This is a genomic window from Bacillus sp. FSL H8-0547 (assembly GCA_038002745.1).
Classification (GTDB): domain Bacteria; phylum Bacillota; class Bacilli; order Bacillales; family Bacillaceae; genus Bacillus_P.
Window position 1 is genome coordinate 332625 of the sequence record JBBODD010000001.1, and the last position, 16439, is coordinate 349063.

General features: G+C 44.7%; 15 protein-coding genes and 1 pseudogene. 6 read left to right on the forward strand and 10 right to left on the reverse strand.

The window, feature by feature from the left end; genetic code table 11:
• Both MHB63_01705 and MHB63_01710 read right to left on the reverse strand, forming a co-directional pair.
• Positions 1-381, reverse strand: a complete 381-nt coding sequence (locus MHB63_01705; protein MEK3805303.1) for a hypothetical protein — start codon at positions 379-381, stop codon at positions 1-3.
• Positions 382-507: 126 nt separating this feature from the next.
• Positions 508-1918: pseudogene (locus MHB63_01710) on the reverse strand (sucrose-specific PTS transporter subunit IIBC).
• Positions 1919-2102: 184 nt separating this feature from the next.
• Between MHB63_01710 and MHB63_01715 the strand changes: the two are divergent.
• The 4 genes from MHB63_01715 (at position 2103) to MHB63_01730 (ending at position 5275) form a co-directional block, all read left to right on the forward strand.
• Positions 2103-3077, forward strand: coding sequence for an ABC transporter substrate-binding protein (locus tag MHB63_01715; GenBank protein MEK3805304.1), 975 nt, complete (start codon positions 2103-2105; stop codon positions 3075-3077).
• 12 nt (positions 3078-3089) lie between these two features.
• Positions 3090-4067 carry an ABC transporter permease gene (locus tag MHB63_01720; protein ID MEK3805305.1) on the forward strand — a complete coding sequence of 326 codons (978 nt, stop codon included), beginning with the start codon at positions 3090-3092 and terminating at the stop codon, positions 4065-4067.
• Entirely contained in the window at positions 4060-4854 is a 795-nt protein-coding gene (locus MHB63_01725) for an ABC transporter ATP-binding protein (GenBank protein MEK3805306.1), read from the forward strand. The genes MHB63_01720 and MHB63_01725 overlap by 8 nt, the downstream gene beginning before the upstream one ends.
• Before the next feature lie 64 nt (positions 4855-4918).
• Entirely contained in the window at positions 4919-5275 is a 357-nt protein-coding gene (locus MHB63_01730; protein MEK3805307.1) for a hydrolase, read from the forward strand.
• 59 nt (positions 5276-5334) lie between these two features.
• Here MHB63_01730 and abc-f read toward each other — a convergent pair whose 3' ends face one another.
• Positions 5335-7203: an ABC-F type ribosomal protection protein gene (gene abc-f / locus MHB63_01735; protein MEK3805308.1), complete on the reverse strand. Its 1869-nt coding sequence runs from the start codon at positions 7201-7203 to the stop codon at positions 5335-5337.
• Between the two features lie 149 nt (positions 7204-7352).
• On the reverse strand, positions 7353-7487 hold the full coding sequence (locus tag MHB63_01740) for an RAxF-45 family protein (GenBank protein ID MEK3805309.1): 135 nt from the start codon (positions 7485-7487) through the stop codon (positions 7353-7355).
• Between the two features lie 133 nt (positions 7488-7620).
• Between MHB63_01740 and MHB63_01745 the strand changes: the two genes are divergently transcribed.
• Positions 7621-9156, forward strand: coding sequence for an FAD-dependent oxidoreductase (locus MHB63_01745; GenBank protein MEK3805310.1), 1536 nt, complete (start codon positions 7621-7623; stop codon positions 9154-9156).
• 937 nt (positions 9157-10093) lie between these two features.
• Here the strand turns inward: MHB63_01745 and MHB63_01750 are convergent.
• Positions 10094-10291 carry a cold shock domain-containing protein gene (locus MHB63_01750; GenBank protein MEK3805311.1) on the reverse strand — a complete coding sequence of 66 codons (198 nt, stop codon included), beginning with the start codon at positions 10289-10291 and terminating at the stop codon, positions 10094-10096.
• Between the two features lie 345 nt (positions 10292-10636).
• Here MHB63_01750 and MHB63_01755 point away from each other — a divergent pair, with 345 nt between their 5' ends.
• Positions 10637-11452, forward strand: coding sequence for an alpha/beta hydrolase (locus tag MHB63_01755; GenBank protein ID MEK3805312.1), 816 nt, complete (start codon positions 10637-10639; stop codon positions 11450-11452).
• Between the two features lie 27 nt (positions 11453-11479).
• On the opposite strand, the gene nagE is transcribed toward MHB63_01755, so the two are convergent.
• The 5 genes from nagE to nagA are packed head-to-tail and all read right to left on the reverse strand — an operon-like array spanning position 11480 to position 16432.
• Entirely contained in the window at positions 11480-12853 is a 1374-nt protein-coding gene (gene nagE / locus MHB63_01760; protein MEK3805313.1) for an N-acetylglucosamine-specific PTS transporter subunit IIBC, read from the reverse strand.
• Between the two features lie 12 nt (positions 12854-12865).
• Positions 12866-13774, reverse strand: a complete 909-nt coding sequence (gene murQ, locus MHB63_01765) for an N-acetylmuramic acid 6-phosphate etherase (protein ID MEK3805314.1) — start codon at positions 13772-13774, stop codon at positions 12866-12868.
• Positions 13771-14499, reverse strand: coding sequence for a GntR family transcriptional regulator (locus tag MHB63_01770; protein ID MEK3805315.1), 729 nt, complete (start codon positions 14497-14499; stop codon positions 13771-13773). The genes murQ and MHB63_01770 overlap by 4 nt, the downstream gene beginning before the upstream one ends.
• A complete protein-coding gene (nagB, locus tag MHB63_01775) occupies positions 14496-15251 on the reverse strand; it encodes a glucosamine-6-phosphate deaminase (protein ID MEK3805316.1) in 756 nt (251 codons plus the stop codon). Before nagB ends, MHB63_01770 begins: the two co-directional genes overlap by 4 nt.
• Positions 15248-16432: an N-acetylglucosamine-6-phosphate deacetylase gene (gene nagA / locus MHB63_01780; protein MEK3805317.1), complete on the reverse strand. Its 1185-nt coding sequence runs from the start codon at positions 16430-16432 to the stop codon at positions 15248-15250. Before nagA ends, nagB begins: the two co-directional genes overlap by 4 nt.
• Positions 16433-16439: the final 7 nt, after the last annotated feature.

Consider the following 16439-nt stretch of genomic DNA (forward strand, 5'->3'; position numbering starts at 1 on the left):
TTATTTTGAAAGAACGTGCAGAATCATTTCTGCATCTTTTTCATCCACATTCATTTCATCAGCCAGCTTCAAAGGATCTTCTGCAAGGCCGGGCTTTCTTTTCAAAGCATATAAAGCCTGATAGCAAAGGCTTATCGGTGTTTTTTCAATGCGGGTGGTGATAATTCTGCACACACCCTGCCTTTCTGTCTGAATGGCCCCAAACTGCTCAAGCTGCTGCATTCTGAGAATAGCGGTCCGCTTTGACAATCCAAGTTCATCCGACAGCTCACTGATGTCATATGAGACATTTCCGTCGGCATCCCGATGAACCAGCAAATACCCCAATATCTTTGAATAGATGCCCGATAGATGTACTAATGCTCTCTCATTTATGTTCATTTCTATGCCACCTAATCCAATCTGTTACAATTCAGTATACATATTGTCTTAGGCCCAATGTTTCATATCATCATTTTGTAATATAGTTTTTACCCGTTTGTTATATATCTGTGAATTTTTAGGAGTTTATTTCTTTTCATCGTCAAAATCAATCATCTTATCTGAAAAACCAAACAGCCACGTCAGGACAAATGCCGCTGCGACTGCAAGAAAATTGACAGCCAGGTACATGATAATCTGGCCATTTAGATACAGCAGGACTCCCGGGATTGCCGTTATCGCCATTCCTGTCGCTTTAAGGCCTGCAAGAGATGCAGCAAACCCTCCGATGCCGCCTCCGATCAGCGCCATGATAAACGGTTTAATATAGCGGAGGTTCACACCGAAGATGGCAGGTTCTGTAATTCCAAGCAAAGCAGAAAAAGAAGACGGCAGCGCAATGGCCTTCAGTTTTTTCGACTTGGTTTTCAGGCCTACAGCAAGCGCCGCTCCCCCCTGCGCAACGACAGAACACGTAATAATCGCATTGTACTGATTGTATCCGAAGCGCTCGAGCAGCTGTATCTCAAGCAGGTTAAACACGTGATGGACGCCTGTTACAACGATCAGCTGATTTAATGAACCTATGATGAGACCGCTTATGCCAAACGGCCAGTTTAAAATGGCTACTGTGCTGTTCAGGATAACCTCTTCAACTGTATGAAAAACAGGTCCTATTATAAAAAGAGAAAGAATGATCATGAATAAAAGCGTTAAAAACGGAGTCAAAATCAAATCAAGCGATTCTCTTGTATGTTTTCTGATCGATCGCTCAAGTTTTGCTCCTATAAGTCCTGCGATAAATGCAGGTAGGACAGAACCCTGATAGCCAAGAACCGGTATAAAACCGAAAAATGTCAGAGCCTCGGCTTTGTCTGCCGCCACATCGTAGGCATTTGGAAGGGCAGGACTTACAAGCATTAAACCAAGCACCATTCCAATGACCGGATTCCCCCCGAAAACCCTGAACGCAGACCATGCAACGAGTGCTGGAAGAAAAGCAAAGGCTGTATCCGTCAGCACCTCTGAAAACGTAATGACATTTTGCGGAATCTGTTCAGGTTTCATACCGAAAAAAGCAAGCACCTGCTCCTGGAGGATAAGTCCTCTAATCCCCATAAAAAGCCCTGTAGCAACGAGAATTGGAATGATTGGAACAAATACATCCCCGAACGTGCGGACGGCTCTTTGAAACAAGTTGCCGCTTCTTGCTGCTGCCTCTTTCTGTTCAGCCTTTTCAGACCCCGTTACACCAAGAGCAGCAATCTCTTCATAGATGCGGTTCACCGTGCCTGTTCCGAAAATCAGCTGATATTGCCCTGAATTAAAAAAAGCTCCCTTTACTTTATCAATGGACTCCGCTTTTTTTTTGATCGATGCCTTCTTTCCTTTTTACCATTACGCGAAGCCTTGTGGCACAATGCGACACAGATATGATATTTTCACGGCCTCCTAGTGCCTCGATGACTTCTTCGGCAATTTTCCGGGTGTCTGACATGGAATCCTCCTGGATGTATTTGACATACCTGTAATTTCCCTCATTTTATCTTCTTTTAAACAGAAAAAATAGCTGAAATTTCACTCAAATCAGAAAATAATGATTGTCGAAACAAAATCTTGCGGTATAATTTAATGAATAAAAGCATAAAAGCGTAAAAGCGAATAAAACGGGGGAATGTCTAATGAACTGGAAAAACATCGGAATGGGAATTGCACTGTCAAGCATGCTGATAGCTGCAGGCTGCGGAAGTAAAGAAACGGCCGGAAACAGCGGCGAAAAGACTTATCAGGTGGGTGTCACTCAAATTGTCGAGCATCCTTCTCTTGATGCTGCTTTAAAAGGGTTTCAAAAAGCTCTGAAAGATGAAGGTCTCAAGGTTGACTATGACGTCCAGATTGCAGGCGGCGATCAGAATAATAATCAGACCATTGCAAGCAACTTTGTCGGCGACGGCGTTGATCTGATTTTTGCCAACTCCACACCAAGTGCTCTAAGCGCACTCAATGCAACAAAAGACATACCGATTGTTTTCACTTCAGTCACGGATCCAATTGGGGCGGGCCTTGTCGAAAGCTTTGAAAAACCGGGTGCAAACATTACCGGAACGACAGATACTCACCCTGATGCCATTCCAAATACGGTCAAATTTATAGATGAAAATGTGGACGGCAATAAGATTGGAATGATCTATAACTCCGGTGAGCAAAATTCGGCAGCTCAAATTGATCTTGTTAAAAAAGCAGCAAAGGGAACAGACCTTGAAATTGTTGAAGCATCTGTTTCAACTTCAGCCGAAGTGAAGCAGGCCGCTGAAAGCTTAGTCGGAAAAGTAGATTCTTTCTATATTATTACTGATAATACGGTTGTATCCGCGCTGGAGTCTGTTATTTCTGTCGCAGGGGATGAAGACCTGCCCCTGTTTGTCGGGGAGCTTGATTCTGTAGCAAGAGGCGGTTTTGCAGCTTACGGATTTGACTACGAGGATATTGGATATGAAGCAGGCTTAAAAGCAGCTGACATCCTTAAGGGAGAAAAAGAAGCGGGAGAAATCCCTGTCGATTACCCGCAGAAGTTAAAACTGCAGGTCAGCAAAAAAGCGGCTGAAGCGATAAATGTTGAAATGAAAGACTTTAAAGACGCTGAATTGATTGATTAAGGAGGACACACCATGTTTACTGCCCTATTTTCTTCTGTTGAATCCGGACTGATCTACGCCATCATGGCTCTTGGTGTGTATCTTTCCTTCAGGATTCTCGATTTTCCGGATCTCACCGTAGACGGCAGCTTTGTCACAGGTGCCGCAATATGTGCTGCATTAATTGTAAATGGAGTTAACCCTTTTTTCGCAACTCTGGCGGCCCTTGCCGCCGGATTTATTGCAGGGTGTCTTACTGGAATTCTTCACACGAAAGGGAAAATCAATCCCCTGCTTGCAGGGATCCTGATGATGATTGCCTTATATTCGATTAATCTGCGGATTATGGGCCAGTCAAACGTCCCTCTGCTTCAGGAAAGCACCGTCTTTTCTGTTTTGCTTGATGGCTGGAACCAGCTTGGAATTGACGCATTTATGCAGTCTGTTTTTGTATCAGCAGGTCTTGAAGCGATTATCCCGAAAACATGGTCGGTTCTCGCAGCCATGTGCGCCCTTATTGTCCTTATAAAGCTTTCGCTTGATTATTTCCTTAAAACAGAGATCGGCATTGCCATCCGCGCTGTCGGTGATAATGAAAAAATGATTTCAAGCTTTTCAGCCAATACGGATCTTCTGAAAATTATCGGTCTCGGTATCTCCAATGCACTTGTTGCCTTTTCAGGTGCTTTCATCGCCCAATTTTCGGGATTCAGCGATATTGGCATGGGGATCGGGATGATCATTATTGGCCTTGCATCTGTCATTATCGGGGAAGCCCTCGTCGGAACAAAAACGATTATCCGGGCAACTCTCGCTGTTATCATTGGAGCCATCCTCTACCGCATTATTATTGCGCTTGCGCTCAGAGCAGACTTCCTTGAGACAGGCGATATGAAGATGATTACGGCAGCCATCGTCATCGCGGCGCTCGTCGTGCCGCAGCTGCTTGCAAAACAGAAAGAAAAAAGGAAAAAACTTCTCAGGAGAAAGGGAGATGTTCACATTGCTTGAGCTGAAGCAGATTGAAAAAGTGTTTAATGAAGGTTCTCCCGATGAGAAAAAAGCTTTGAACGGGCTTTCCCTTTCTCTTAAAAAAGGAGATTTTGTAACCGTAATCGGCAGCAATGGAGCAGGTAAATCCACATTGCTGAACGTTATATCAGGCCGACTTTTTCCTGATTACGGGGACGTGCTGATTGAAGGAAAAGCGATCACAAACCTGCGCGAGCACAAGCGCGCAAAATACCTCGGCCGCGTTTTTCAGGATCCGATGGCCGGAACTGCACCAGCGCTCACGATAGAAGAAAATCTCGCCATAGCCTATGCACGTGTCCATAAACGCACACTGAGACCCGGCGTTACAGCCAGGAGAAAAGCATTTTTCAAGGAAAAGCTAACGACGCTCGGCCTTGGACTCGAAGACAGACTCTCTGCAAAAGTCGGGCTGCTTTCAGGAGGCGAACGGCAGGCGCTTTCCCTTTTAATGGCCACGTTCACAAATCCCGGAATACTCCTGCTTGATGAGCATACAGCTGCACTTGATCCTTCACGGGCTGACCTTATTACAAACCTCACGGAAAAGCTTGTCTCAGAAGGGCAGTTAACGACTCTGATGATCACACACAATATGCAGCAGGCAGTCGACCTTGGCAATCGCCTTGTCATGATGGACGGCGGACGAATAATCTTTCAGGCTGAGGGAGATCAAAAGAAAAAACTGACTGTTTCCTCCCTCCTGAACGAATTTTCAAAAATAAAAGGCGGAAGCTCACTGTCAGACAAAGTCATGCTGAGTTAATAGAGGGTTACATTTCTCCGATTAGTGGTAAAGAAAGACAAATCACTAAAAGGAGATGGATAGGATGAATCAGGAAAAACAAACGTACTATATTGACGTCGCAAGCGGAGAAATTCTTCAGAATCCTGCAGAATCAAGTCCAAGCTTCAAACTGTATGCCACTCCGGCTGAAATTGATCAGCTGAAGTCCTATTACAGCGAGAACAGCTCGGCTGACTTTCAGACCTTCCAGCGTGCACAAGTTCCATTCCGCGAATATCACCATGATGCTGAAAATAAAGCCTATGACGATTCGATGAGAAAAATATACGGCATGATTTATTTGCTTGGCGATGAAGAAGCCAAACGGCATATCGAAGAAAATGGCATTTTGAAAGACAATCATTCGGATAATCCGGAAAGCGTAGAAAATTTCAAGTAACTCCATGAACTTACTCAACACCAAAAAGATCCGCTGCACAGGCAGCGGATTTTTTTGTTCTAAAGTCTTTTATACAGACGTTCAATTTCGCTTACTATTTCTTCTTTTCGGCGGTTAAGAAGGATCAACTCATTTAGTTCACTTTGTTTATTCATATTCTGTTCAATCTCATACACATCATTTTCAAGCTGTTCAATTTTATTCAGCACGTCCTCTTCATTTTCCTGCACTGGTGTTTTCGGTTGTTTCGTTCTAATAACTGAAGGCTGGTTTTCTTTTATGCCTTTTGCAGACTGATTCATCACAGGCTGCATTTTTTCACGCGCCCACGCATAATTGCCTTCAAAGGAGAAGAGCTTTTGCTGATGGATCCAGCAGGTCTTTGTAAAAAGCTTGTTGAGGAAAAAACGGTCATGGGAAACTGCCACGATTGTTCCCTCAAACTGTTCAATTGCATCCTCAAGCACTTCCCTGGAATCAATATCCAGATGATTTGTCGGCTCATCTAAAATAAGCACGTTCAAATCCTGCTGCATAAGCTTTGCAAGCTGAATTCTCATCCGTTCACCGCCGCTTGTATGTTTCAGTTTTTTAAAAACTGCCGGACCATAAAACATAAATCCTGCAAGAATGTGACGGGCTTCTTCCTCAGATGCATGCACATCTTCTCTGAAAAAATCAATAATAGATGTGTCTGTATCACCAAGCATAAGCTGCTGGGAAAGATAGCCGATCTTAACGCTGCTGCCTATTTTCACAGCCCCGCTGTCAGGTTCTACCTGGCCCATGACCATCTTCAGCAAAGTCGATTTACCTGACCCGTTTTCGCCGACAATGGCGGTTCTGTCCTTGTACTGAATATCCAGTGAAATCTCTTCTAGAATGGTCCGATCTCCAAATGCTTTTGAAGCACCATCAAGACTTACGACTCTTTTTCCGCTTCTGTCAGTCCCTTCAAAGGACAGGTCCATTTTTTTATGCTGCAGGACAGGCCGTTTCAGTTTCTCCATTCTCATGAGCGCACGCTCCATATTTCTTGCCCGCTTGTGAAGGCCCTCGTTTGGCGGATTAGCCTGATTCGCCCACTCTTTCAACCTTTTAATCGCTTCTTTCATTTTTTTGATTTTTTTCTGCTGATCCTGGTATGCCTGAAATTCCGCCAGCAGCTTTTTTTGTTTTTGGGTGATGAAACCTGAATAATTATGGTGGTAGACAGTCACTTCCCCGCCTTCGAGATCAAGGATTTCACCTGCTACCTCATCCAGAAATGCGCGGTCATGTGATATTACGACAACGGTCCCTTTATATTCTTTCAGATAGGTTTCAAGCCATTCTACAGCTGCAATATCCAAATGGTTGGTCGGTTCATCAAGAAGCAGAATATCCGGCTGCTTTAAAAGAATCATGCCAAGTGAAACTTTCGTCTTTTCTCCGCCGCTTATCGCCTGGAATTTTTCATTCAGAAGTTCCTGAAGCTTCAGGCCGCAGGCAACCGCCTGCACCTTCGCATCCATTTCGTAGCCTCCTAGCAATTCAAATTGCTGCCTGCAGCTGCCGTAACGCTCCATCACCCTTTCAAGCAGATGAGGATTTTTTGCCTCAGCCATTTTCATCTCAAGTTCAGATAGCTCAGCTGCAAGCTCCGTCAGTTCCGAGATCCCCTCTCTCAGCACATCTTCCACAGTCGCACCGTCATGAAAAACAGGTATTTGAGCCAAATAGCCGATCTTTTTTCCTTTTTTAATCGCGATTGTGCCTTCATCAGGCTGTTCAATTCCTGACAGACACTTAAAGATCGTCGTTTTCCCTGTCCCATTTCTGCCTGTAAACCCAATCTTTTCGCCTTCATTTATTTCAAAGCTCAGCTTTTCAAAAATCAGCTGGCTTCCGTATGATTTTGTTAATCCCTGAACCGAACAAATCGTCATAATTAGGAACCCCTTTCAAATATAAAAAAAACCAGAATAAGCAGTTTCCTGCTTATCCCGGTTCATCAGCGAGTTTATCTGAATTCGCCAAAACAAAAAAACGGAGAGCTAATAAGCCCTCCGCATCACTTGTGGATAAGAGAATCTTCTTAACGTTTGAATGTGTCTATGCAGTTGCTGAAAAAGGGCATACGTATCCCGTTAAGAGCAATTGCATGAAAAATTGCACGACATAAATAAAGGTATGATAATTCTTTCCCGTGCATCACATTCAAACTGTTCATCTCTCATCCACCTCCGTTCCTTAAAGTATACCTATTATAACCCGCCGCTTTCAGAATTATCAATCCATTTTTCCAAATACATGTATTTTTGCCATGAGGATACGCTAATGATGACTCAGGAGGAGGATTACATATGAAAAATACGAACTCGAAACTGCCCCAGTTTCCTGAACCTTACTGGAGAGACACCTCAAGTCTTCCCGCTTTCCATAAGCTTTCAAAGCACATAACCGTTGATGCTGCTGTAGTTGGCGGTGGCATTACCGGCATCACTTCAGCTTACCTTCTTGCGAAAGAAGGACTTAAGGTCGCACTGATTGATTCTGATTGTCTGCTCAATGGCACGACCGGCCATACGACTGCTAAAGTTACCATTCAGCATGATTTAATTTATCACGAACTGACCCAGCATGTCGGAACAGATGGCGCCAAACACTATTATGAAGCGAACCTGGCGGGACTTGATTTTATTAGAAACACCGTTGAAGAAAAAAACATTACATGTGATTTCAGTATTCAGGATGCCATTCTCTATGCCGTTTCTGATGAATCTCTGGACAAACTTCTGAAGGAAAAAGATGCTTACGATGCCATTGGGATTCCTTATGAATACGTGGATCAGATCCCGCTTGATATCGAGATTAAAGGAGCACTGCGTGTTAAAAATCAGGCTCAGTTTCATCCGCTGAATTATTTGCAGGCCCTGCTTGAAGAAATGATGCAGGCAGGTGTACAGATTTATGAAAATTCAGCGATAATTGACGTGAAAGGAACAAAGGAAGAGCCTGTTCTGCTTTCAAATGAAGGATTTGAAATCACTTGTGAACATGTCATTGCAGCGACTCATTTTCCTTTTTACGACGGAAACGGCTTCTATTTTGCCAGAATGTATGCCGATCGTTCCTATGTCATTAGTGCAAAAACTTCAAAACCGTATCCCGGCGGCATGTATTTAAGTGTCGATGAGCCTAAACGTTCGCTCAGATCCGCATCCTCCAGCGGTCAGGATGTCGTCTTAATCGGAGGCGAGGGCCATAAAGCAGGCCAGGAGAAAGATACCCACAGGCTGTATGAAAAGCTAGAAGGTTTTGGAGAAGAGATTTTTGGCCTGGAGGAAATTACACACAGGTGGTCTGCACAGGACTTATTTACATTGGATAAAATCCCTTACATCGGCCCCCTTACATCAAGCAACCCCAATATCTATGCAGCTACAGGCTTTCATAAATGGGGCATGACAAACGGCACGTTTGCTGCACATATGCTAAGGGATTTAATTGTGAAGAAAGAATCACGCTATCTTGATCTTTTCACACCGAGCCGCTTTCACTCTGACCCTGGTGTAAAAGAATTTTTGAAAGCAAATGCCGATGTGGCAAAGCATTTAATAGCAGGTAAAATCAAGCGTCCATCAAAGACACCTGAGGATCTTCATGCTGATGAAGGCTGTGCGGTGATGGTAAACGGGAAACAAGCCGGAGGCTATAAAGATGAACAAGGTGTGCTTCACCTTGTGGACATGACCTGCACCCACCTTGGCTGCGAAGTGGAATGGAACAGCGGAGACCGCTCTTGGGACTGCCCGTGTCATGGATCGAGATTTTCTTATAAGGGTGATGTAATAGAAGGGCCGGCTGATAAGCCGCTGAAGGTGATAAAGGAAGAGTAGGTTTTGGAGGGGTGGCACCAGGGCGCTTGCTTACCCTCTCAGATCGATTTTCGGTTTTGGTGGGTAGGATTCACGCACTTGCTTACCCTCACACATCGTTTTTCGGTTTCGGAGGGTACGATTCACGCACTTGCTTACCCTCCCAGATCGTTTTACGGTTTTAGAGGGTACGATTCACGCACTTGCTTACCCTCCCAGATCGTTTTACGGTTTTGGAGGGTAGGATTCCGGCACTTGCTTACCCTCCCAGATCGTTTTACGGTTTCGGAGGGTACGATTCCGACGCTTGCTTACCCTCCCAGATCGATTTTCGGTTTTGGAGGGTAGGATTCCAACGCTTGCTTACCCTCTCACATCGTTTTACGGTTTTGGAGGGTACGATTCCGACGCTTGCTTACCCTCTCAGATCGATTTTCGGTTTTGGAGGGTAGGATTCACGCACTTGCTTACCCTCACACATCGTTTTTCGGTTTTGGAGGGTAGGATTCCGGCGCTTGCTTACCCTCTCACATCGTTTTACGGTTTTGGAGAGTACGATTCCGACGCTTGCTTACCCTCTCAGATCGATTTACGGTTTTAGAGGGTACGATTCCGACACTTGCTTACCCTCCCACATCGTTTTACGGTTTCGGAGGGTACGATTCAGGCACTTGCTTACCCTCCCAGATCGTTTTACGGTTTCGGAGGGTACGATTCCGACGCTTGCTTACCCTCCCAGATCGTTTTACGGTTTCGGAGGGTACGATTCCGACGCTTGCTTACCCTCCCACATCGTTTTACGGTTTCGGAGGGTACGATTCCGACGCTTGCTTACCCTCCCAGATCGATTTTCGGTTTTGGAGGGTAGGATTCCAACGCTTGCCGTGATTTAATTGTGCTTCACTCCCCCAAAACACACAAAAAAAAAGACTCCTTTACAGGAGTCTTTTTTCAGTCATTACTTTTGAACGTTAGCAGCTTGTGGTCCACGAGCGCCTTCAACGATTTCGAAAGTAACTTCTTGGCCTTCTTCTAAAGATTTAAAGCCTTCGCCTTGAATAGCAGAGAAATGTACGAATACGTCTTCTTGACCTTCTGCTTCGATGAAACCGAAACCTTTTTCTGCGTTAAACCATTTAACTTTACCTTGTAACATGTGTGTATCCTCCTCGTGCGCCAAGCGCACAATTGTATTACTATCCCTGCTCTAAATAATATTCTTCAAGACGAGTGCCTTTTTAATCATATTACGAACAAAAATAAGTACTTTCATTATAACAAAAGCCGAAAGAACCCGCAACCGTTTCTAGTATCTTTTTAAAGTATGAATCTAACTGACTGTGTGCGTATTCTCAGCAGCGCACATGTCAGTTCTTCTGTGCCTTGAGCCCGCCTCTCAATTGTGACACTTTTCTTACAATTGGCCTATTTTTATACTTTTTGCTCTTCAATCATATTAAGATATAAGTTCCTATGAACCTATAATCTTAACAGATGGCAGGTGTTACACATTTTATATTACAGAACCCTGAAACTTCACGAGAAAAAGCCGTGGGTTACCTTTATTCATGGTGCAGGCGGAAGCTCGTCAATTTGGTACAAGCAAATAAGGGAATTTAAAAAGCATTTCAACATCCTGCTCATTGATCTTCGCGGACATGGTAGATCCGCAAAAGGGCTGTGGAAAGACGGCGATGATTTTTCAGAAATTGCTGAAGAAGTCATCCATGTTCATGATCGGCTGAAAATAGCTTCTTCTCATTTTGTCGGGATTTCACTTGGCACGATTGTTATTCAAACCATTGCGAAGATCAGGCCGAGGCTTCTTTCTTCCATGGTTCTGGGCGGGGCCATCACAAAATTGAACGTATTTACGAGAATGCTGCTTGTTATTGGCAACCTCGGCAAAAGGATTCTGCCCTATATGTGGCTTTATTCATTGTTTGCCTGGATCATAATGCCTTATGCAACTCATAAAGAATCCCGCACGATGTTCATCAGCCAGGCAAAGAAGATGTGCCAAAAAGAGTTTATTCAATGGTTTTCACTTACTCGTTTTGTGAATCCGTACTTGATAGAGCTTCAAAAAGACTTTTACAAGATTCCCGTCTTGTTTTTAATGGGAGAACAAGACCATTTATTTTTAAAGCCGGTAAAAGAGATTGCCGCGGAAAACAAGGACGTACAGGCAGTGTATATAGCTGATTCCGGTCACGTCTGCAATATTGATCAGCCTGACAGGTTTAATCAACATGCTGTCTCATTTATAAAAAAGATCGAAACAGACCGCTTTTCTGTCCGCACAAAAAATGCCTGAATCAGGAGATGATTCAGGCATTCTTCTTTATTTCAGTTTTTTCAGCTCATTGGATACAAACTCAACGTCTGTTCCGACGATCACCTGTACATCTGTTTTCGTCAGCTTGATAACGCCTCTTGCACCAGCTTGTTTAAGTGCTTTTTCATCGATTGCTCCTGCGTCCTTCACTTTAAGACGAAGGCGCGTGACACAGTTATCAATCTCTGTCAGATTGTCGCTGCCGCCAAGACCTGCCATATATTTAGCAGCCATCGCAGCATATTTGTCTCCGCCTGCAGCCGGCTCGTCAATTGCTTCCTCATCTGTCTCATCCTCGCGGCCAGGCGTTTTCAGATCAAGCTTTTTGATCAGGAAGTAGAACAGGAAGAAATAGATTGCTGCATACACAGCTCCCATGACAAGAAGCAGCCAAGCATTTTTCGCAGCAGGAGCATTAAAGTTCAGCACATAGTCGATCGCTCCTGCAGAGAATGTGAATCCAAGGTGAATATCAAGCATTTGCGCTATTGCCATAGACGCACCTGTTAAAACAGCATGAATCACATACAGCAATGGAGATAAGAACATGAACATAAATTCAATTGGTTCTGTAATACCAGTTAAAAATGATGTAAAAGCAACACCGATCAGCAAACCTGATACAGCTTTCCGGCGCTCCTTCTTAGCAGCCATAATCATAGCAGCTGCAGCTGCAGGAAGGCCGAACATCATGATCGGGAACATACCTGACATGAAAAATCCTGCACTTGGATCACCTGCGAAGAATCGGTTAAGATCACCAGTCGCTCCGTTATATTCACCGAATACAAACCATACCAAACTATTTATAAACTGATGAAGTCCTACTGGAATTAAAATTCGGTTTAAGAATCCATAGATGGCTACACCTGCGGCACCTGCCTCAGTTAGCCAGACACCCACGTTGTTGATCCCTTCCTGCACAGGACCCCAAAGATAGCCGAATGCAAGAGAAAGAATGAGCATCACGGCAGCCGTAATAATAGGAACAAACCTGCGCCCTCCAAAAAATGCGAGCCATTCAGGCAATTTTATCTCTGAAAAACGATTATATAAGAGACCCGCTATGATACCTGCTATAATCCCCCCAAGAACGGACAGCTTAATATCCGGATTGATGACTTCAATCCCCTTCGTTAACACCAGGTAGCCAATTGTACCTGCAAGTGCGGCCGAACCATGCCCATCCTTCGATAAGCCGATTGCAACCCCAATGGCAAAGATAAGAGCCAGATTTGCAAAAATGAAATCGCCTGTCTGCGCCAATAACGGAATGCCGAGCAGGTCATCCTGTCCAAGGCGCAGCATAAGCCCGGCAGCCGGAAGTACGGCGATCGGAAGCTGCAGTGATTTCCCTATTTTCTGTAAAAACCCCAACATAATAGTTCCCCCTTACTTGTTTTTATTATCGAAAAAGCGATGAATCGCTTGTTTCAATCTCCCTTGCGCCTCCTGAATATAGAGGCCTGCTTCTTCTTCGGAAGCATGTGTAACCGTCATGAAAATGGCTTCTTTAAGATTGTACTGTGTTTTTTCCATAGTTAGTCCTGCTGTTTCCTTATCAATGCCTGTCGTTTCCGCCAAAATCATTTCTGCCCGCTTTTTCAGTTTGCGGTTGATCAGTTTCATATCGACCATTTCGTTTCCATATACTTTCCCAAGCTGTATCATGACACTTGTTGAGATCATGTTTAGAGCCATTTTTTGAGAAGTTCCCGCTTTTAATCTTGTGGACCCCCGTATGACTTCAGGGCCAGTTCTAAGTTCGATGGCAACATCAGCCAGTTCGGAAATGACTGAGTGTTCATTGTTGCTGATCGATATTGTACAGGCACCCTTCTGATTCGCATATTCAAGGCCGCTTACAGCAAACGGAGTTGAACCGCTGGCTGTTATGCCGATGACACAATCCTGCTCAGCGAGTGAGTGGGATTTCAATTCCTCCCTGATGGCGTTTTCATCGTCTTCAGTCTCCTCAAGCGGCATCCACATCGCTTCATTTCCGCCGGACACAAGTGCCGTCCATCTGTCTTCCTCTACAGAAAAAGTCGGTCCGAGCTCCACTGCATCAAGCATGCCCACTCTTCCGCTGGTGCCTGCTCCAATCACAAACACTCTTCCGCCCGTTTTCCATCGTGCGACTATTTCATCAGCCGCTTCAGCAATTTGCGGAAGTGCTTTCTCCACAGCAGCAGATATTGCCGCGTCCTCCTGGTGCATAAGTTTTGCCATCTCATAGGAAGTCATTTCATCAATGGCAGACGTCCGGATGTTTTTTTGTTCTGTTGCCCGCTTTTTCATGACAATCGCTGCATATCAATTGTGAATTTATAACGGTCCGCCCGGTAAACAGACTTTACAACTTCTAGCGGTTTATTTGATTCAAGCGTGCTTCTCCGCTCGATCATCAGGACCGGGGCACCTTCTTCAACCTGGAGCATTTCCGCTTCTGTTCTTCTGGCAATAGAGGCCTCAAGAACCTGTCGTCCATGGTGAATCTTCAGGCCCAGTTTATTTTCCACGTATTCATAGATAGAAGATTGAGCGATTTTTTCGGTCAAATCAGGTGCCGTTTCTTTTGAAATGTACAGCATTTCATAGGCCATCGGCAGCTGGTCTGCAAGCCGGATCCGTTTTAATTCAAAAAGGGACGTTCCCGCTTCCACCTCGAGCTTAGAAGCAAGGTCATGACTTGCAGGCACTTCCTTAAAGCTGATGACCCGCGTACTTGGTTCAAGGCCGCGTGACCTCATATCCTCAGAAAAACTGGTCAGGCCTTGAAGCGGCTGTTCAATTTTCTGGTGGGCGACAAACGTTCCCTTCCCTCTCTGTCTGTAAAGGAAGCCGTCATTTACAAGGTTTGAAAGAGCTTGCCTGACAGTCATTCTGCTGATTCCGTACGTTTCCGCATATTCTCTTTCAGATGGAATCATCTGGCCTGGTGTCAGCTCTTGATTTTGTATTGCTTCTTTGATGGCTTCTTCGAGCTGATAGTAGATTGGCAGGGGTGAGTTCTTTTGAATCATCTGGCAAACATCTTCCTTTCTTCCGGCTGAAGCTTCGAAAGTGCATCCCTGTCTGCAATAATTACGGCATTCGGGTGATTTCTGAGGACAGTCGCCGGAATTTCTTCAGATACATCTGCATGAAAAAGATCATTTAATATGGCTGCTTTTTGAACACCTGATGCAAGAAGAAGAATTTTTTTGCTTCTCATGATTGAAGCGATTCCCATCGTCACCGCATGTTTCGGCACATCCTCAATCGTGTTAAAATACCTTGCATTTGCCTGACGGGTTGATTCTTCCAGTTTTACAAGGTGGGTGTTTGATTCAAATGAACTGCCTGGTTCATTAAACCCGATGTGCCCGTTTTGACCGATCCCCAAAAGCTGCAGGTCAATGCCCCCGCTTTCGATGATCAGCCTGTCGTAATCTCTGCACTCATTCTCTAAATCTGATGCTTCTCCGTCAGGAAGGTGTGTATTTTCATCAGAGACATTGACGCTGTCAAAAAAGTGCTTTTTCATGTAAGTATGATAGCTGTTTTCATCATCTTTATGGAGACCGGCATATTCATCCAGATTAAAGGTTTTTACTTCAGAGTAATCCGTTCCGTTCTCCTGATGGTCAAGGATCAGCTGCTGATAGGTGCCTAAAACTGTTCCGCCCGTTGCAAGTCCTAGCACTGAGTTTTTTTTGGACCGGACCTGCTCTGAGATCATTCTTGAAGCAAGCATGCTCATTTCCTTGTAATCCTTCGCTTCAATCAGCTTCATTTGTCAGCACTCCCTGTAAAAGATATCGTTCCTCTGCAGATCGTCATCATCACATTCAATTGGTCATCGAGCACGGCAATGTCTGCATCTTTTCCCTTCTCAAGGCTGCCTTTTCTGTCGTAGACCCCAATTTGTTTAGCAGGATTAACAGATGACATCGTGACAGCATCCTGAAGGGAGCACCCCGTGAATGACATCATGTTGACTACCGCATCTCTGAATGTAAGAATACTTCCTGCAAGTGTCCCATCAGCGAGTGTCGCCCGCTCCCCGTCAACTGTTACTTCCTGTCCGCCAAGATCGTAAGTGCCTGGACCGAGCCCTTTGGCACGCATAGCATCAGTTATAAGAATGGCCCTTTCACTGCCTTTCATCCTATAAGCAAACTTGACCATTTCAGGTGCAATATGAATGCCGTCGACAATCATTTCCGTTATCACTTCATCCTTCATCAGAACAGCTCCTGCAGTGCCTGCGTCGCGGTGGTGAATCCCTCTCATTCCGTTAAAAAGATGTGTCGCATGATGGACACCGCTTGCAATCGCCGTCTCCACTTCCTGATAAACAGCATCACTGTGGCCGATAGACGGGACGATGGACAAACTCTTTAAATGGCCGGCAAGCGCATACCCGCCTTCGCGCTCCGGTGCCAGTGTCACAAGTTTAATGCTTCCGCCTGACTCTTCATGCCACCTGTCAAAAAGGTCAATTGAGGGTTCAATAATATTTCCTGGTGCCTGAGCCCCTGCCCGTTTCGGATTTAAAAATGGACCTTCAAGATGGATGCCAAGGATCTCTGCACCGGTTTGATTTTTTTCTTTTAAGTATGCGGCCGCATTGACAAGAGCTTCAGAAATTTGTTCTTTACTTGAAGTCATTGTAGTTGCCAGAAAACTTGTTGTTCCTTCAAGTGGAAGCTTTGAAGTCATTATTTGCAGCGCTTCTAAAGAAGCGTCCATCACATCCGCACCGTGTGCTCCGTGGATATGGAGATCAATAAAGCCCGGAACGACTCTTGCAGCGTGGTTTAAATCAATTACGCGCTCAAATCCGCTCTGCTCCTGATAATCCTCCATCATCCCGACTTGTGTTATTTTTTCATCTTCTATTAAAACGTACCCACTCTCAATAATGGATTCGCCAGTATAAATTTCAGCGTTCAATAAGCATATTTCTGCCATCATTACA